The following is a 16,957-nucleotide window of genomic DNA, read 5'->3' on the forward strand; positions in this document are numbered from 1 at the left end:
GCGATGGACATCGGACTGAAGTCGGGCTGCGGCGGCGCGTTCCTGAGCCAACGCAGCGGCCTTCAGCTCGGCGCGCAGCTGCGCCGTTTGGCGTTTCAGCCGCTGCTGTTCAAGGCGGCGCGCATCGGCGGCCTGGCGTGCGGCCAGTCGTTCGGCGCGAGCGGCCTCACGACGCTGTTGCGCGGCCAGCGACTTGGCCTGTTGGGCGGCCAGCTCTGCCCTGCGACGCGCCGCCTGCTGCGCTTGCAGCCAGTCCGAGGCCGGCGCCTTGGTGGTCGGCGGCACCGCTGCAGTGCTTGGCTGGGGCTCGGCGATTGATTCGCCCGGCGCATGCACACCGCTGACCACGGTCGCTCGCGGCCGGTCGCTGATGTCTTCGACGTCGGTGACATCGTCCATATTCCAGCGCCGCGCCGCACGCTCGCGGTCAGCAACACGGGCCGGCCGGGGCGCCGCCCGGGCTTGCAGCGCGGACAGCGAGATCGTCAGGTCTGGCGGCTGATCCAGCTCGCGCAGCCGCTCGCTGAAGCTTTGCAGCACTGCATTCGGATCGAAGTCGTCACCCGGCTCGCTCATGGCGACATTGTGCCGCCATGGCGACCGCCCCGACACTTGCTACTGCTGCGCCTGGGCGCGCGGCAGCCCCCACTGATTGAGCATGAAGGCGTAGACCTTGGCACGCTCCCTCAACGCATCGAAGCGTCCCGAGGCGCCACCATGGCCGGCATCCATATTGATGTCGAACAGCAACGGCGTCTCGTTGGTTTTCAGTGTGCGCAACTTGGCCACGTATTTGGCGGGTTCCCAGTACGGCACCTGGCTGTCGTTCAGGCCGGTGCGTACCAGGATCGCCGGGTAGGCGCCGCGCTTGAGATTGTCATACGGGCTGTAGGTCCGCATCCAGCGGTATTGCTCGATGATCTTGGGATTTCCCCACTCGATGAACTCTTCGGTGGTCAACGGCAGGCTCTCATCGAGCATCGTATTGATCACGTCGACAAAGGGCACATCAGCCACCACAGCCTTGAACAGATCGGGGCGCATATTCGTCACCGCCCCCATCAGCAGGCCGCCCGCACTGCCGCCGTTGATGATGAGCTGCTCCGGCAGGGTGTAGCCCTTGGCAATGAGGGTCTCGGCCGCCGCGATGAAGTCGGTGAACGTGTTCATCTTCTTGGCCAGCTTGCCCTCTGTGTACCAGCGCCGGCCCAGGTCACCACCGCCGCGCACATGAGCGATGGCAACGATGACACCACGATCCAGCAGCGAGATGTCGCTGGCAGAGAAGCGCGGGTCCGAGGGAATGCCGTAGCTGCCATAGCCGCGCAGCAGAAGTGGCTGCGGCCCAAGCAGTCTGAGCCCGCGGTCGTAAACGAGGCTGACGGGAATCTCGGTGCCGTCAGCAGCTGTGGCCATGATTCGCTTGCTCACGTAGCGTGCCGAGTCAAATCCCCCCAGCACCGGCTGGCGCTTTTTCAAGGTCAATCGGCCCGCCTCCATGTCGAAGTCATAAACCGTCAAGGGTGTCGTCATCGACTGATAGTTGATCCTCAATTGAGCGGTGTCATATTCCCGGTTCTGCAGGCGTCCGCCACTCGTCGCGATATATGCCTGTTCCGAGAATTCGACCTCCTGAGCGCTGAAGTCCTGATGCCGATAAACGCGAAGCTTCACCGAGCCGCCCTGCCTGTACTGCAGCGCCAGATGGCTTCTGAACATCGTCACCGACTCGATCTGTGCCTCTTCGCTTTGCGCCAGCAGTTCCTTCGCCTGCAGAAGGTCTGCCTCCATCAGGGGCAGTCGTCTCAAGGGCAGGCTGACGAGACGGAAATTTGGACCGGTATCGTTGATCGTCAGATAGAGATTGCCTTGGTGATGCTCAACCTGATACTCCAATCCGCGCCGTCGAGGAATAACTGTCTGCCAATCTGCCAAGGGCTTGCTTGAATCAAGCAGGCGCTGCTCGCGGCTGTCCTTGGCTTCGCTGCTCAAAACGAGGAAGCGACCATCGGCGGTCGAACCCAGACTCAGGTTAAATAATTCGTCTTTCTCCTCGAACACCAAGGCATCGGCCGCCTCTGAGTCAAGGCTGTGTCGCCATAACTGGTTGCTGCGCTTGGCCTTATTCGTGCGAACGTAGAAGATTGATCGGCCATCAGCCGACCAAGCGATCGAGCTCACGCCGGTTGCGCGCCACTCCAAATCGGTGGCTGTGCTGATGCGTCGAATTCGCAACTCGAAGTCACGCGCACCACTGAAATCAACCGTGTATGCAAACAAGGCTGCGTCCGGGCTTACGCTCATCGTTCCGAGAGAAAGGTACTTCTTCCCCTTCGAAAGCAAGTTCAAGTCCAGCACAAACTCCTGTGCAGCCAAAGGATCGTAGCGTCGGTCAGGTCCATCGGCCTTGCGTCGAACCAGCAGCGGATACTGTGCGCCCTTCTCGGTCCGATTCAGGTACCAGTACTCGCCTTCACGGACTGGTGCACTCTCATCATCTTGCTGAATACGGCCGACCATCTCCGCGTAGAGCTCGTTGCTCAACGCTTGCAGTGGACGAAACCACTCGCTGGTGTAGTGCGCCTCAGCGCGCAGGTAGGCGAGTCCAGAGTCGCTTTCCCGCTCACGCAGCCAAGCAAAATCGTCGATGCGCCGGTCACCGTGAATGCTCACATCCTTGGGCTTTCGCGTTGCAGTTGGCGCAGCGCGAATTATCGAACCATCTGCTGCGAGCGAATGCGAGGCAGTAGTGTTGGCAGCCACGGCAGACGTAGCGATGCTCGCCATGCCTATCAACAAGAACCCTTGATAAAACAACGAACGCAGCGACCAAATGGGCGTATTGCAGCTCATGCCGTAAATCTCCGAGAGGTAGGTTCAAAGGCTTCGCCCACTAGCCCGGCATCCGCTCGGGATTGGCGAAGCTCAAAAAATGCGCGCAAATTCTGCCGCAGGCCTGCGATATAGCGACTCGAATCAGAACTTCAAGTCCGCAATCAAAGACTCGAGCAGCGCCGCTGAAACCGGCACCGCATGGACTGCGCCTTGAAAGTCGCAGCCGAGCCGCAGTGTAGCCTCCGTACGTAAGACCCCGCGAAACTCAGACGGCAGTTCGAAACGCAAGAAATGCACTGCCGAGCCTTTCATCGAGCTGCCGCGGGACAGATCCTCATCGGCTATCGCGTAAATGCGTTGACTTCCGTCAATCTCGACAAAGACTCTGTCTTCAATGCCCAGCAGCCGTTCGAGCCCACAGCGGCGCTCAGCCGGGTCGGCGTACTCCAGCATCAAGGTCGCCTTCCAGTTGCTGCCATCGGGCACCAGCGGGGCAAAAGCGTCAAGCTCGCTGTTGATGCCGTCCTCCTCGAAGATGCGTTGCAGGCGCAGCATCTCCTGGATCTGATAACGCACCGTTTCCTCGTCCTCGAACTGCAGGCTCAGGTGCTCGCCCAGTTGCACCCGGCGCAGCTGGCGGTGCGCCAGCAACTCTTCCTGATGCAGTTTGCGGTACTTGGCATAGGCCTCCAGCGTCATCAGGCTGTCACGGGTGATCGTCATTGCCACAACTCCTCAAAGACTGATTCGCAAGAAGCCTGCGTCCGCATCAAGCCTTCATAGCAGAGCGCTGTACCAACGCAGGTCCAGCAGCTTGCGCGCCAGGGCATGTACACGCCCCTGCGGGTCGACCAGTTCGTGCAGGATATCGAAATGGTTGTGGCCGGCCAGTTCCTCGCAGATCGGCACGCTGCGCGCGCCCCAGGCCTGACGGATCAGCCGGTTCTGGCGCCGGAACTCCTCGCTCTCGGCACCACCCACCAATGCGTAGACCGGGGCCTCCGGCGCCGGAAACAGCGCCGGGCTGAGCCGCCGCACCGATTCGGCGCTCAGCTGCAAATCGCCCTGCAGAAACGGCGTGCGCCGCAGCGGCGCCAGGTCGTAGAAGCCAGAAATCGCCAGCACGCCCTTGACCAGATGGCGCGGCAGATCGGGGGCCACGCTCTTCCAGTCGCAGCAGGCCAGCATGGCGGCCAGATGTGCACCTGCCGAATGCCCCACCAGCACGATGCGGTTGGGATCGCCGCCGTGGTCGGCGATATGCCGCCAGGCCCAGGCCAGCAGCCGCACCAGCTGCATGGGGATGTGCTCCATGCTGACCTGCGGGCACAGGCCGTAATTGGGCACCAGCACCAGCGCGCCTTCATCGGTGAAGGCCGGGGCGACGAATGAATGATCGGATTTGTCCAGCGCGCGCCAGTAGCCGCCATGAATGAAGATCAGCACCGGGGCACTGGCCACATCGGTGCTGAACAGATCGAGACGCTCGGCCGGCTCGCTGCCGTAGGCAATATCCAACTGGCAGACGCTCTTCTGCCGCGACAGAGCCGAAGCCTCGGCCCAGCGCGCCAGGATGTCGGCACTGGCCGGCACCCGGGCACGGTTGTTGTACTGCTCGTCATGCCACTGCGGTGATCGTTCGGCCATCGGCGACTCCTGTGCCAGCGCGAGGATTGAGAAAGATGGCCCTGAGTTTCTTCGATTCCGCGCCCCTGCCATGCCCGGCATGACCCGCATGCAACAACTCCGGCGCAGTGGCTTGACATCCAGCCAAACCCTGAGCGCTACTGTCCCAGGCTTGGCTACACTTTTCCGCACGAGTCGCGATCAGCGAGGCGCTCGAGTGGGGGGGTAGCTCAGCTGGGAGAGCGCCGCGTTCGCAATGCGGAGGTCGCGAGTTCGATCCTCGTCCTCTCCACCACCAAGCGCCCATGCCTGCACCATGGCAAGCATGCACCACGCAAGACCTGACCCCAGCGGGGAGTACAACATTGAAAGCAAGCAAGAGATTCTTGGCCTCGCTGACCGCCGCCAGTCTGTGCTGCCATGCCCTACCAGCGTGGGCGGCCGAACAAGTGGTGGAACTGCGCTCAAACGGCGACTACCAGTCGATGCGCTTGCCCGACGGCAGCACCGAGGTCGAGCTGGACCAGCAGCTTGCCGGCGCCTGCCGCTTCAACCGCAGCTGGGGCTATGACCTCAGCAATATGGAGCTGTGGGTCAATGGCGGCTGTGGCGGCCGTTTCAAGATCACCACAACGGGCGATACAGGCGACGGCAAATCGGCCAACGTTGGCCTCGCCATCGCCGCAGTAGCCGCCATCGCCGGTGTCGCCATACTGGCCGGCAAGCATGGTGACGATGGCCGCGGCGACGATAGTGGCGGCGGCGGGTGGGGCTCGGCGATACGCGGCCAGGGTGGGCTCTGCCTGGACATCGAAGGCGGTGCCCGACCCGGACGGCGCCTGATCGTCTTCAATTGCAGCGGCGGCGCCAATCAGCGCTTTGAATGGACGCGCCGTGGCGAATTGCGTGTTGCTGGCCTGTGCCTGGACGTTGCCGACGGCAACCAGGGCGAAGGCGCACGGGTCATTGCCTGGGACTGCAAGGGCCAAGCCAATCAGCGCTGGCGCGCCAGCGGACGCCAGATCCGCAGCGCCCAGACCGGCCTGTGCCTGGATATCGAGGGCGGCCGGGCACGCCCCGGCCAGCCGGTGATCATGTGGTTCTGCTCCGGTGGGCCCAATCAGCGTTGGTCTTGGTGAGGAGGGTCACATGAACTTCAAAGCTTTCGTCTGGGGCCTGACGTTCCTGGCTGCGGGCACAAGCGCTTGGGCGCAGGCGGCGCCGAGCCGGAGTCGCGCGATCTTTGACGCGCTGGACCGCAATCACGACGGTTTCGTCAGCATCGACGAATTCCACAAAGACATTGTTGCCAGTTGGCAGGCGCTGGATCTGAACCACGACGGCTTTATCAGCGACGACGAGTTGCAGACACTGCCCAGCCGGGCGCGCAGCCTGCTGCTGAGCTCGCTGAAGCATGCCGATGCCAATGGCGACCATCGCATCACCTTCAAGGAGGTGGTGCAGGCGCGGATGCAGGCGTTCGATGCCGCCGACAGCAACCATGACGACAGGCTGTCGCTGAACGAGCTGCTGGCCTATGAAGCCAGGCTTGAGGCCAAGCCGGCCGCAAAGCCTGCTGTGAAAGCGGCACGCCACTGAGAGCCCCTCAGACACAGCAAGGCGACGGCCGCCGCAAGCGGGCCACAACAAGTTCAATATTGAATTTATTTATTGAATTTGTACTATTTCGGACTTACCATCACGGCATCGGGCTTCGCTTCCGCCTTGAAAGACCTTGATGAATGCGCTTCCCCAGCACTTCGCGCCGCCGTCCAGCCCGGCGCCTGATCTGCACTCGCCGGTCGCCGCGGCGGCCGCGCTGCGGACGTTTTTCAATATTGCCCAGGCCTGGCAGCTCAGCAACGACGAACAGCAGCGCCTGCTCGGCTGCGGCCGCACCATGTTCTTCGAGTGGAAGGCTGGGCGGGTCAAGCGCGGCCTGGATGCCGCCACGCTGGAGCGGCTGTCGCATCTGTTCGCCATTTACGCCGGGCTGCAGATCCTGCTGCCCATTCCCGAACGCGCCAATGCCTGGATCCGCCGCCCCAACACGGCACCGCTGTTCGGCGGCCGTTCGGCGTTGGACAGGCTCTTGGCCGGTCAGGTGGCTGATCTCTTCGTTGTGCGCCAGTACCTGGACGCGCAACGTGGAGGTTGGGCCTGATGGCGTTGCCGATCGAAACACTGGATCGAGTCCAACTGCGCTGGGGCGACTCCTGCCGCCTGGTGCCCAGCCGCTTCCCGCCGGTTTCGCTGTTTGAAGCGGTGGCCGATCCGGCCGACCTGGACATCGTCTTTGCCATCGAGGCCTTGGGCAACCCGCGGCTGCGCGATGCCGTCGGCGAGCTGAGCCTGGTGCCGCAGCAGGAGCGCATCAGCGGCCCGGGCTGTAGCGCCATCATGGCGGCATTCACCCACCTGAACCCCGAGGGCAGCCGCTTCAGTGACGGCAGCTTTGGCGTCTATTACGCGGCGGCCGCGCTGGAAACGGCGGTGGCCGAAGTCAGTCACCACCGGGCCCGCTTTCTGGCCCGTACCCAGGAACCGGCCATCGAGATCGACATGCGCTGCTACCGGGTCACCGTCGCCGCCGATCTGATCGAACTGCGCGGCCGGCATGACGGCGACTTCGCGCCGCTCTACGCCCCCGACAGCTACGCCGCTTCGCAGGCGCTGGCCGTGCAGCTGCGCGCCACTGCCTGCATGGGCATCGCCTTCGACAGCGTGCGCCATGCCGGAGGCCAATGCGTCGCCCTGTTCACCCCCCGCGCCACCGAGCCGCCGGCGCGGCAGGCCGAGCACGTCAGCCTGCACTGGAATGGCGAACGAATGACGGACTGGTACCTGAAGTCGGACCTGCACCGCCTCTGAGCGCCAGCCCCGCTGCAACCCTGCTGCCGCACTAGCGGCCGACGTGCCTCATCCGTGGCGCGTCCCTGCGCTATCGCTGCGTCAGCTGAAGCGCCAGCCCCGGTGCCTGCCAGCGCCCCACAGCCCGCTCCGGGTGCGCTGCAGCGCCGCAGCGCCGCAACTTCACTTCGACACGCTGCCGTCATCAAGCCCCGCTCCAATGCGCGGGCTGAACAAGCCGACCACAGTGGTTTCGGGGTCGTCACGCTCAGCCTCAACACAACAGCAATCCGAGGGACCATGACAGCCATTCTCAACGGCAGCCTGCTGGCTGCACTGCTCGCCGCCAGCGTCGGCGCCCAAGCCAACGTCGGCCACCTGATCAACGCGGACTACTTCGAGAGCTTCGATGGCATGGGCCTCGCCGGCACGACCGCCCCGACCGGATGGAGCGTCTGGAACGGCAATAGCGGCACCAGCAATGCCAGCTGGAGCAGCCTGATCCCGGCCAATGGCTCCAACAGCGTTGCCAGCATGGTGAGGTCCAGCGCGGCACTGGCAGCAAGCAGCGCGCCAACAGCAACCCGCAACGGCGGCTACAACGCGGCCTTTTCGAGCAGCTTGCTGACTGACCGCCTGCTGGCCAGCTCGCCAACCAATGTCAGCGGCATGGCCTTCCAGCTGGAACTTCACAACGACGGCAACAGCACCGTCGACCAACTGCTGATCAGCTACGACACGCGCCGTTTCACCAAGACATCGTCAAGCAACGAGCTGCCCGGCTATTGGCTGTTCGTCAGCCTTGACGGCAGCAACTGGCGCAATGTGTCCGCTCTCAACCCGACAGCGAGCCAGCTGCCCAACACGGTCGGCGTGAGCAGCATCAGCGACTACCGCCTGGCGCTGGACGGACGCTGGGCACCGAGCCAGTCGCTGTTCCTGCGCTGGGTCGATGACAACGCGGTGCAGACATCGCCCGATCAGATCCTCGGTCTGAACAACGTTCATGTGCAGGCCATCACTGCGGTACCCGAGCCCGCCAGCCAAGCCCTGTTGCTTGTCGGACTCGGCTTGTTTGGCGCTGTCGCCCAGCGCCGTCGTCGTTGAACGCCAGCAGGACCAAGCAATGAAAAAGACCTTCAAGATCAGCCTGCTGGCTGCCTCCCTGCTGGCCGGCGGCGTACGCGCCGAGCCGTTCAGCTTCGGCTTCATGGCCGATACCCAATGGACCAGTAACGACGCTGCCAACAACCCCAGCACAGTGGCGTTGGGCATCATGAACCAGATCCTCCCCAAGTTCGTGGAGCACAAGGTCAAGTTCGTGTTGCAGTTCGGCGATCTGACCGACAACGGCAGCAATGCCGGCCTCGACGTCTGGAAAAACGCCGCTCAGCAGCTCTACAGCAACGGCATCGGCTTCTACCCGGTGCGCGGCAATCACGAGCCCTCGAGCGCCGCGGCCAACCGCTTTGTCGCCAACTTCCCGCAGACTCAGGGCCTGGGCCCGAATGTCGCCGGTGCCACAGGCCATCGCAGCCCGAGCAGCCCCACTGGCTTGACCGGTCTGAGCTACGCCTTCGAGTACGGCAACGCCACCTTCATCGCCATCGACCAGTTTGTGCGCAGCAATGGCAGCAGCAGCAGCGCCAACAGCGCAACGCTCGACCAAGTCAATTGGATCGAGCAGACCTTGATCAACAAGCCAGCCGGCAATCACGCCTTCCTGTTTGCCCACAAGCCACTGATCGGCCAGAACCATGTCGACAACCTGTTGGGCGCCAATCCTTCGTCCAACCCGACGCAGCGCAACCAGCTGATCAAGGCCATGGCGGGCAACGGCGCGCGCTACTTCCTCAGCGGCCACGACCACCTGTACAACCGCGCCATCGTCAAGAGCCCGGATGGCACGGCCTTCGTGCACAACATCATCCACTCGTCCGACAGCTACAAGTTCTACATCCCGACCATCCCATCCAACGACCAGGCCTACAACGCCACCAATCGTCAGGAGATACCCATCTCCCAGGAGCTGTTCACGGTCGGCTACTACATTGCCAAGATCGACGGGCCCAATCTGACGGTGACCCACTATGCCTCCGACAACGGCTGCGGCGGCTCGCTGGGCGCCGGCAAGGACTGTGATCTGAAGGCCACGCCGACGCTGAACTTCGTCAAGCGCGAGAGCTATGGCTACAGCCTGATCGGCAAGGAATTCATCATTCCGCATGGCGGCAGCTTCACCGGCATTCAGGACCAGTCTCCGCGCGGTAGCGGCTGGGCCGGTACCAGCATGGCGCTGCTGGACGGCGTCAACACCGTGTCGGCCAAGTTCTATGACGGGCGCCTGCCCGTCCAGGACGTCAATACCGGCTGGCAAAGTCGGGCCGATGCCAAAACCGCCAATCTGAAGAGTGACGTGCTGACCCTCTGGGGCATGCACAACAACATCGGTAGCGAACAGGCCGACGTCTACACCCTGTCGCTGCGCTACGAGGACGCCGCCCGCGGTGCCCTGGCCCTGATGAGCAAGGACGAGGATGGCCGCTGGGTCAAGGCGGCGACGCGCAATTTCGGCGGTAGCCTGAAGTTCGTCGCCGGCCCCTACAAGCCAGGCACGGCGCTGGGCACGTTTGGCGTCGACCATGCCAGCAAGACGGTCTGGGCGGTACTCAATCGTGGTGGTGAATTTGCCGTCATGCCGAGCCTGGATGGCGACCTGAACGGCGACGGCGTGGTTGACAGCCGCGACATCGAGCTGCTGCAGCAGATGCTGGCCAACGCGAGCACGCCCAGCACCGATGCCGACCTCGACAACGACGGCAAGCTCAGCCCGCTTGATCTGCGCAAGCTGGCCCTGCTGTGCACCCTGCCCAACTGCGCCATTGCGCGCTAAGCCCCACGCCTGAACAGGAACCATGATGAACGCTTTCCCCCAACTGCTGGGCGCCCTGCTGCTCGGCGCCAGCCTCGGCGCGCCGGCTGCCACGCTGACCCTGATTCCTACGTCGACCGAACTCAAGCCCGGTTCGGCGCTGCTGATCGACCTGATGGTTGCCGATCTGAATGGCAAGGACAGTGTCGGCGTGTTCGACCTGCAGATCGGATACGACGCCACGCTGTTCAGCTTCAGCGGCTATCAGCTGGGCCTGGGTCTGGGCGATGCCGCCCTTGGCCAGGCACTGGACATCAGCCAGGGCGGACAGGGTACCGGGCGCGTTCACCTGGGTGAGCTCAGCCTGCTGGACACGCTCCCTGTGCAGGGGCAGGCTTTCAAGCTGGCCAGCCTGAGCTTCACCGCCAAGCAAGCCGGCGTGGCCGGCTTCGCGCTCAGCCAGGCGCAACTCGGCGACGCCTTTGGCACGGCCCTGCCCGTGACCCAGCTCAATGGTGTGGACGTCACGGTATCAGCCGTTCCCGAGCCAAGCAGCTATGCGCTGCTGCTCGCCGGTCTGGGCCTTGTGGGCCTGTGGAGCGGTACGCGCCGTCGCCGGGACTGAGGGCATGGGCGTGCGGATTCTGCTGGTTGCCTTGTTGCTGCTGTGCCCGCCAGTTTGGGCCCAGCACTTCATCGACATGCCGGCACTGCGCGTGCCCCGCGAGGGCCACACGGCGACGTTGCTGCGTGACGGCACGGTGATGGTCGCCGGCGGCACCGGCAGCCAGGGCGTGGCCATCAAGAGCGTGGAAATCTACGACCCTGTCACGCGCAGCTGGAGCGTCGCAGAGTCGATGAACACGGCCCGCGCGCAGCACAGTGCCACCTTGCTACGCGATGGCCGGGTGCTGGTTGCTGGCGGCATTGACGGCACCCAGTACCTGGAAAGCGTCGAGATTTTCGACCCCAGTGCCAACACCTGGTTTGCCACCCCGGGGCTGCCGACGGTGCGACGCGCCTTCCACAGCGCCAGCCTGCTCCCCAACGGCCAGGTGCTGATCGCCGGAGGCATAGGCTTTCCTATTGACGAGGACCTTGAGGACACGATCACATTCGCCAGCTGCGAACTCTTCGATCCCATCGAGGGCGAGTGGCGTGCCGGGCCACCGATGGCCAGTGGTCGCCAGATGCACAGCGCGACCTCACTGCCTGGTGGCCGGGTGCTCGTTGTCGGTGGACTCAGCGACGCCGGCGGCAACAGCAGCGCCGAGTTGTATGACGCGGCACGCCAGCAATGGCGGCCAGCCGGCGAGCTGTCGACGGTGCGTTGGTCCCACACGGCCAGCCTGCTGACCGACGGGCAGGTGCTGGTGGCGGGCGGCTTCGATGCCAACCAGCCCCTGTCCAGCACCGAGTTGCTGGATCTGAAGACAATGCGCTGGCGCCAGGGCCCGCCCATGCGGCAAGCCCGCCAGCTGCACAGCGCCAACCTGCTCTCCGGCGGCCAGTTGCTCGTCGTCGGCGGCATCGGCGGCAGCCAGGCCAGCATGGGTGCCGAGCTGTATGACCCGGTGGCCGGTCGTTGGCAGGAAAGTGTCGCGCTGCGCTGGCCGCGCTACAAGCACTCCGCGACGCTGCTGCCGGGCGGCGCCGTCCTGATGGTCGGTGGCCTGAATACCGAGCGCACACTCAAGGAAGTGGAGCAACTGCAACGCTGAGCAAGCTAAGGCTTTGCCACACAGGCTGGGCCGGTCTGCTGCGCGGGCGTGGATGGCCGTTGCGCGACAATCAGGGTCTGACATGCCCCGACGGCGCGGGCATCTGACCACGTTTCCCCATGCAAGACGAAGAAATCGCGCTCCATCTCCAGCAGGCTCTGCAGAACGGTGAGTTGAAACAGGCCGAGAGCTTTGGCAAACCGCTGGCCGAAGACGCTGGCTGGGAAGCCACACCGGAGGGCTTGCGCATGCCCTTCAAGATCCTGAAGAACTCAGGCTACGCACCGCCCGAGGTCGATCTGTTCAAGCAGCGCGCCGCGCTGGCTGCCGAGCTGCAGCTGTGTGCCGACGAGGCGCAACGGCAGGCGCTGCGCCTGCAGCTCAGCGAGCTGGAACAAAAGCTGGCGCTGCGCATGGAATCGCTGCGGGCCCATGCACGGCTCTGAGCGGCTCTGATCCGCTCCGAGCGGCCCGTCATCACCGCGTCACCGCGGCTGTTCATCATCGCCAGAGCGGCTGGAGCGTCCAGCCACCATGACATGGACTGATGGAGAGTTTTGAATGTGGCGCGGGAGTTCCGTCGAGGGTGACCAAGGCAAGCTGTGGAGCACGCTCTCCGGCACCCTCAAGCTGGCCGGTTTTGAGCCCAATGATTTTGAGATGTCGGTCGGCGCACCGGCCGAAATGAGCGGCCTGCTGTCCTCGCCGGACCGCCTGCTGACACTGCGCCGCCGCTCGACCGGGCACAAGCAGCTCTACGCCGTGGCGCCCGGCTGCCCCTGGTTGTTCACGGCGTTTGCTGATCTGACCGCGGGGCGCTTTGGCAGCCCCGAACGTCGGCGCCTGAGCTGACGCACGGTGGCCGACAGGCCTGAACAGGGCCGAATGTGCACAAGGCCACGCCATCTGCCGCCCAACCAGCAGCTCCATACCTCGTTTTGACGGGGGTCAAGTCCACAGCAGCCCACGCCGCCAATACTCAGCAAGATGGCCAGCAAGAGGCCCATTTCAATGCAGAAGACCGCAATGAAAGGACTCGCATCATGCGTGACAACGGCCCCGTTTCCGGGCGACGCTACGACTTTCCAGACGGCAAGACCCTGGTCTCCACGACCGATCTCAAGGGTCGCATCGTCTACTGCAACACGGCTTTTGTCGAAGTCAGCGGCTATGAGCGCCAGGAATTGCTGGGGCAGCCTCACAACCTGATACGCCACCCGGACATGCCCGAAGAGGCCTTCCGCGATATGTGGGCCACCATCGCCGCCGGCCTGCCCTGGAGTGGCGTCGTCGTCAACCGCCGCAAGGATGGCGGCCACTACTGGGTGCGTGCCAATGTGACGCCGCTGATGGAGGGCTCACGCCCGGTCGGCTATATGTCGGTGCGCAACAAGCCCGATGAACGCGAGGTGGCCGCCGCTAGCGCGCTGTATCAGCGCATCCGCGAGCAGGAGCTTGCAGGACGGCCCTTGGCTCTACAGCTTCATCGCGGGCAATTGATGCAACGCGGCTGGCGCGGGCGCGTGCAGCGCCAGTTGCAGACGCTGCGCAGCCATGCGATGGCCGCCCTGCCGATCTTGAGCACCGTGCTGGCTTTCGGCCTGGGGGCTTGGCTGGGTGAAGGCTGGTTGGGCAATGCGCTGGCCGTGGCCGTGGCGCTGGTCAGCTATGCGCTGACTCAGCGTGTGGTGATGCAGCCGGTGCGCAGCATGGTTGACTTCGCCAACCGCATGGCCGCGGGCGACCTGACACAGCAGATCAGCATTCGCCGTCAGGACAGCATCGGCCATCTGGCTCAGGCCTTGAACCAGCTGAATGTGAATCTGCAATCCATCGTCGGTGACGCCCGTAGCGAGGTCAGCCAGATCGATGAGGCCATCAGCGAGATCGCCAATGGCAATAGCGATATGTCGACGCGCACCGAAGCGCAGGCCAGCAGCCTGCAGCAAACGGCGGCGTCGATGGAGCAGCTGACCGGCACGGTGCGCAACAACGCCCACGGCGCACAAACCGCTGCCGAGCTGGCCGAGCTGGCTTCGCGCGATACCGCGCACAGCACCCAGGCGGTGCGCGAGATGGGCGAGACCATGCACAGCATCCGCGAAGCGTCGCGCCGCATCGCCGAGATCACCCAGGTCATCGACGCCATCTCGTTCCAGACCAATATCCTGGCCCTGAATGCCGCCGTCGAGGCCGCTCGTGCCGGCGACGCCGGACGCGGATTCGCCGTCGTCGCCTCGGAAGTTCGTGCCCTGGCCCAGCGCACCACGGCGGCAGCGAAAGAGATTCGTGGCTTGATCGACAACTCAGAGCGCACCATCGAGATTGGCGTCAAGCAGTCCAGCCAGGTGTCCGACATCATCTCCGGCACGGCCAACAATGTGGCGCGTGTCTCGCAGCTGATTGCGCAGATCAGCCAGGCCTCCGACGAGCAGTTGGGCGGCCTGTCGCAGATCAATGCGGCCGTCACCCAGCTCGACGGGCTGACTCAGCAAAACGCTGCCATGGTCGAGGAACTCGCCGCTTCGGCCAGCAGCCTGCACCAGCGCGCCCGCATGCTGGACGACTCGGTGCAGGTCTTCCGGCTCGACAAGCAGGAGGACAAGCGCCTTCCCGACGCCGTTCAGCTGCGCGCCGCCGCCAAGCTGACGGCCTGATGCCGCCGGCACCGCCAGCGCTCAGCAAGCCGCTCACTCAAAGGGATAGTGCAGGCCGATCTGGCGGCGCAGCTGGTCCATCCAGGCCAGCAGCGCCAGGCTCTCGCTGTGCGGCATCAGCGGGCTCTCCAGCAGGCCAGCGCGGATGCAGCGCATGCACTCGGCCACCTCGCCCTCGAAGCCATTGATAGCCCAGGGCGCCAGCAGCCGCTGAGGCTCGGCGGACTCTTGATACAGCAGGGCTTCCTGAGCCTGCCAGAACTCCGGCAGCACGATGCGCCCGCTGCTGCCTTCGATGTGCAGGCTGTTCTCGGCCATGCCGTCGACGGCACAGACCAACTGGGCCGCCAACCCGTTCTCGAAAGCGATGGTCGCGGTCAAGCGCTGATCCACCCCGCTGGGCGCGAACACCGCCTCGGCCTGGAACTCGCGCACAGCCGGGCAGCCGCCCTGGGCCTCGGCCATCACCCAGCGCGTCATCGCCAGGCAGTAGATGCCGATGTCCAGCAGCGCGCCGCCGGCCTGGGCTGGATCGTAGAGACGGCTGTTCGGATCAAAGCGTGAGGGGAAGCAAAAGCTCGAACGTATCGACCGCAGCTCGCCGACAGCGCCCCCACGCAGCCGGGGGGCCAGTTGCTGATAGACCGGCAGAAACCGGGTCCACAGCGCTTCCATCAGGAACACGCCCTGCTGCGCTGCCAAGTCCAGCACGGCCTGGCCTTGCGCCAGGTTGGCGACCAAGGGTTTTTCGCACAGCACCGGTCGCCGGGCACGCAGGCAGGCCATCAGGAACTCGGCGTGCTGCGCATGCGGCGTGGCGATGTAGATCGCGTCCAGCGGCAGCGCCAGCAATTCGTCAACTTGCCGGGCCACCGTGGGGATCTGCCAGCGCGCCGCAAAGGCCTGCGCACGCTGCGCATCTCGGCCCAGCACCGCTTCCAGCCGGCAGTCCGGCAGCCCGGCCACCGCCTCGGCAAAACGATTTGCAATCGCGCCGGGCCCGATCAGTCCCCAGCGAAAGCTCTCGGTCATGTGTTCCCTTTCATTTCCACAACGCGATCAGGCCAGCCAGTCGCGCAGCCTTGCATAGACCTGCGGACTGCTCAGCAGCTGCAGATGATTGATGCCGCGCCCACACCATTGGCGCTGCGCCTCGAAGTGCAAGGCACGCGCGGGATCGCGGTGCTTGCCCAGCGCGCTGGCCACCGGAACCAGCCCATCGCCCAGCCAGCGCGGCCGTTCGCCCTCACTGCGCAGGCTGCCGGCCACGGCGTAGCAGCGCATGCCTGTGGGCAGCGGCACAGGCTGACGCTGATCGGCGCGCCGCGCAAAGCGATCCTGGCCCACCCAGTCTTCATCGAGCAGATTGCCATGACGCAGATCGGTGATGCCGGCACTGCGCAACTGGCCCAGCCGCGCCAGCGGCGCCGCATAGGGGCTGGCGCCCAGCAGCAGATCGATCCAGTTGCCGGCCCGCTCCAACGGCGCCCCATGGTGAGGTGATCCGAGGCAGACCAGATCGGTGACCCGATCAGGCCCGTCCAGGCCCAGCACGTCGGCCTGATGCAAGGCACTGCGCGCCAGCAGGCCGCCCATGCTGTGGCCCAGCAGCACCACCCGACTCAAAGGCTGGGGCCAGCCCTCGAGCAGCTGCTGCAGCTGCAGCACCAGCGCACGGCCATTCAGCGAAATGTGTTGGCCGCTGTTGTAGTTCAGATAGACAGGCGTGTAGCCCAGCTCGGCGGCCAGGGCGGCACCGTGGTCGTGCCCGTCGCGCCGCCATTGACCGGCGTTCATGCACAGGCCGTGCAGCAACAGCAGCAAGCGATCGCCGGCCGCCGGCAGCTGGGCGCGCAAGGCATCAGGCGCCAAGCTCAAGACCTGACCCTCGGCGCTGCGCCACTGCATCGGCAGCGCGAGCGGATTGCCGGTCTGCGCGAGATAGTCGCCCAGCACGCCGTTGAGCACCGCCAGCAGCGCTTCACGCTCGGCGCTGGCCGCACTGCTGCCCAGCGCCGGGCCCAGCAGGCCCAGCAGCCCGTCCAGCCCGCCGCCCACCAGGCGGTTGACACCGCGAACGCTGCGGTACACCAGGCCGGTGATGCCCTTGGTGCGAGCGGCAGCCGGGGGCGGCACGCCCGGCAGCCGGGTGATGCGCTCGTGCATCGCCTCGACCAGGTCGGTCAAGGCCGCCGTGGCCTCGGTCGCAAGGCGGGCGGCACCGCGCAGATCAGCGGCTCGCGGTCGATGGCTGGCGTTCATCAGGGCTTTCTGAGCCACCGCAGGAGCACGGCGAGGCCAGTGTGCCAGTGTTTGCCATGCGCCATATAGAGCGCCGGCTCAAGGCTGTCCCCGATGCGGCAGCCTTTGCGGCTGCGCTAGGCTAGTCTGTGGGA

The 16,957-nt window shown here is 64.9% G+C and carries 16 protein-coding genes, 1 tRNA gene and 1 pseudogene; 12 read left to right on the forward strand and 6 right to left on the reverse strand.

Annotation, left to right across the window (positions count from 1 at the left end):
• The 4 genes and pseudogenes from RQP53_RS07000 to RQP53_RS07015 all read right to left on the reverse strand — a co-directional run.
• Positions 1-576, reverse strand: a pseudogene (locus RQP53_RS07000) (hypothetical protein); the annotation flags it as partial.
• Positions 577-615: 39 nt separating this feature from the next.
• The gene (locus RQP53_RS07005) at positions 616-2,853 is read right to left on the reverse strand and encodes a S9 family peptidase (RefSeq protein ID WP_315649505.1); all 2,238 of its coding nucleotides are present in this window, start codon (positions 2,851-2,853) and stop codon (positions 616-618) included.
• A 123-nt stretch (positions 2,854-2,976) separates the two neighbouring features.
• Entirely contained in the window at positions 2,977-3,558 is a 582-nt protein-coding gene (locus RQP53_RS07010; protein WP_315649506.1) for a DUF3501 family protein, read from the reverse strand.
• Positions 3,559-3,612: 54 nt separating this feature from the next.
• Positions 3,613-4,482, reverse strand: a complete 870-nt coding sequence (locus RQP53_RS07015; protein WP_315649507.1) for an alpha/beta hydrolase — start codon at positions 4,480-4,482, stop codon at positions 3,613-3,615.
• A 198-nt stretch (positions 4,483-4,680) separates the two neighbouring features.
• On the opposite strand from RQP53_RS07015, the gene RQP53_RS07020 reads away from it, so the two are divergent.
• From RQP53_RS07020 to RQP53_RS07075, 12 genes are all read left to right on the forward strand, one after another.
• Positions 4,681-4,756, forward strand: a tRNA-Ala gene (locus tag RQP53_RS07020).
• A 157-nt stretch (positions 4,757-4,913) separates the two neighbouring features.
• A complete protein-coding gene (locus tag RQP53_RS07025; RefSeq protein WP_315649508.1) occupies positions 4,914-5,600 on the forward strand; it encodes a lectin in 687 nt (228 codons plus the stop codon).
• A gap of 10 nt (positions 5,601-5,610) precedes the next feature.
• Entirely contained in the window at positions 5,611-6,060 is a 450-nt protein-coding gene (locus RQP53_RS07030; RefSeq protein ID WP_315649509.1) for an EF-hand domain-containing protein, read from the forward strand.
• 139 nt (positions 6,061-6,199) lie between these two features.
• Positions 6,200-6,625 carry an MbcA/ParS/Xre antitoxin family protein gene (locus tag RQP53_RS07035; RefSeq protein ID WP_315649510.1) on the forward strand — a complete coding sequence of 142 codons (426 nt, stop codon included), beginning with the start codon at positions 6,200-6,202 and terminating at the stop codon, positions 6,623-6,625.
• Positions 6,625-7,332 (forward strand): RES family NAD+ phosphorylase, encoded by a 708-nt coding sequence (locus RQP53_RS07040; protein WP_315649511.1) that lies wholly within the window; start codon positions 6,625-6,627, stop codon positions 7,330-7,332. Before RQP53_RS07035 ends, RQP53_RS07040 begins: the two co-directional genes overlap by 1 nt.
• 279 nt (positions 7,333-7,611) lie before the next feature.
• The gene (locus RQP53_RS07045; RefSeq protein WP_315649512.1) at positions 7,612-8,418 is read left to right on the forward strand and encodes a PEP-CTERM sorting domain-containing protein; all 807 of its coding nucleotides are present in this window, start codon (positions 7,612-7,614) and stop codon (positions 8,416-8,418) included.
• Between the two features lie 19 nt (positions 8,419-8,437).
• Positions 8,438-10,204 carry a metallophosphoesterase gene (locus tag RQP53_RS07050; RefSeq protein WP_315649513.1) on the forward strand — a complete coding sequence of 589 codons (1,767 nt, stop codon included), beginning with the start codon at positions 8,438-8,440 and terminating at the stop codon, positions 10,202-10,204.
• 25 nt (positions 10,205-10,229) lie between these two features.
• Positions 10,230-10,808 (forward strand): cohesin domain-containing protein, encoded by a 579-nt coding sequence (locus RQP53_RS07055; RefSeq protein ID WP_315649514.1) that lies wholly within the window; start codon positions 10,230-10,232, stop codon positions 10,806-10,808.
• Between the two features lie 4 nt (positions 10,809-10,812).
• On the forward strand, positions 10,813-11,904 hold the full coding sequence (locus RQP53_RS07060) for a Kelch repeat-containing protein (protein ID WP_315649515.1): 1,092 nt from the start codon (positions 10,813-10,815) through the stop codon (positions 11,902-11,904).
• Between the two features lie 119 nt (positions 11,905-12,023).
• Positions 12,024-12,350, forward strand: coding sequence for a DnaJ family domain-containing protein (locus RQP53_RS07065; RefSeq protein WP_315649516.1), 327 nt, complete (start codon positions 12,024-12,026; stop codon positions 12,348-12,350).
• Between the two features lie 115 nt (positions 12,351-12,465).
• Entirely contained in the window at positions 12,466-12,756 is a 291-nt protein-coding gene (locus tag RQP53_RS07070) for a hypothetical protein (RefSeq protein ID WP_315649517.1), read from the forward strand.
• 191 nt (positions 12,757-12,947) lie between these two features.
• The gene (locus RQP53_RS07075) at positions 12,948-14,561 is read left to right on the forward strand and encodes a methyl-accepting chemotaxis protein (protein WP_315649518.1); all 1,614 of its coding nucleotides are present in this window, start codon (positions 12,948-12,950) and stop codon (positions 14,559-14,561) included.
• 33 nt (positions 14,562-14,594) lie between these two features.
• Here RQP53_RS07075 and RQP53_RS07080 read toward each other — a convergent pair whose 3' ends face one another.
• Together RQP53_RS07080 and RQP53_RS07085 are read right to left on the reverse strand one after the other, a co-directional pair.
• Positions 14,595-15,593 (reverse strand): Gfo/Idh/MocA family protein, encoded by a 999-nt coding sequence (locus RQP53_RS07080; RefSeq protein WP_315649519.1) that lies wholly within the window; start codon positions 15,591-15,593, stop codon positions 14,595-14,597.
• Positions 15,594-15,620: 27 nt separating this feature from the next.
• Positions 15,621-16,823: an esterase/lipase family protein gene (locus tag RQP53_RS07085; RefSeq protein ID WP_315649520.1), complete on the reverse strand. Its 1,203-nt coding sequence runs from the start codon at positions 16,821-16,823 to the stop codon at positions 15,621-15,623.
• Between the last annotated feature and the right edge of the window lie 134 nt (positions 16,824-16,957).

Source organism: Roseateles aquae (genome assembly GCF_032337115.1).
GTDB lineage: Bacteria > Pseudomonadota > Gammaproteobacteria > Burkholderiales > Burkholderiaceae_C > Roseateles_C > Roseateles_C aquae.

Excerpts from the sequence above, each read along its gene's own strand:
- RQP53_RS07005 (WP_315649505.1), bottom strand. The coding sequence starts at position 2,853 with ATGAGCTGCAATACGCCCATTTGGTCGCTGCGTTCGTTGTTTTATCAA.
- RQP53_RS07010 (WP_315649506.1), bottom strand. The coding sequence starts at position 3,558 with ATGACGATCACCCGTGACAGCCTGATGACGCTGGAGGCCTATGCCAAG.
- RQP53_RS07015 (WP_315649507.1), bottom strand. The coding sequence starts at position 4,482 with ATGGCCGAACGATCACCGCAGTGGCATGACGAGCAGTACAACAACCGT.
- RQP53_RS07030 (WP_315649509.1), top strand. The coding sequence starts at position 5,611 with ATGAACTTCAAAGCTTTCGTCTGGGGCCTGACGTTCCTGGCTGCGGGC.
- RQP53_RS07035 (WP_315649510.1), top strand. The coding sequence starts at position 6,200 with ATGAATGCGCTTCCCCAGCACTTCGCGCCGCCGTCCAGCCCGGCGCCT.
- RQP53_RS07040 (WP_315649511.1), top strand. The coding sequence starts at position 6,625 with ATGGCGTTGCCGATCGAAACACTGGATCGAGTCCAACTGCGCTGGGGC.
- RQP53_RS07045 (WP_315649512.1), top strand. The coding sequence starts at position 7,612 with ATGACAGCCATTCTCAACGGCAGCCTGCTGGCTGCACTGCTCGCCGCC.
- RQP53_RS07050 (WP_315649513.1), top strand. The coding sequence starts at position 8,438 with ATGAAAAAGACCTTCAAGATCAGCCTGCTGGCTGCCTCCCTGCTGGCC.
- RQP53_RS07055 (WP_315649514.1), top strand. The coding sequence starts at position 10,230 with ATGAACGCTTTCCCCCAACTGCTGGGCGCCCTGCTGCTCGGCGCCAGC.
- RQP53_RS07060 (WP_315649515.1), top strand. The coding sequence starts at position 10,813 with ATGGGCGTGCGGATTCTGCTGGTTGCCTTGTTGCTGCTGTGCCCGCCA.
- RQP53_RS07065 (WP_315649516.1), top strand. The coding sequence starts at position 12,024 with ATGCAAGACGAAGAAATCGCGCTCCATCTCCAGCAGGCTCTGCAGAAC.
- RQP53_RS07070 (WP_315649517.1), top strand. The coding sequence starts at position 12,466 with ATGTGGCGCGGGAGTTCCGTCGAGGGTGACCAAGGCAAGCTGTGGAGC.
- RQP53_RS07075 (WP_315649518.1), top strand. The coding sequence starts at position 12,948 with ATGCGTGACAACGGCCCCGTTTCCGGGCGACGCTACGACTTTCCAGAC.
- RQP53_RS07080 (WP_315649519.1), bottom strand. The coding sequence starts at position 15,593 with ATGACCGAGAGCTTTCGCTGGGGACTGATCGGGCCCGGCGCGATTGCA.
- RQP53_RS07085 (WP_315649520.1), bottom strand. The coding sequence starts at position 16,823 with ATGAACGCCAGCCATCGACCGCGAGCCGCTGATCTGCGCGGTGCCGCC.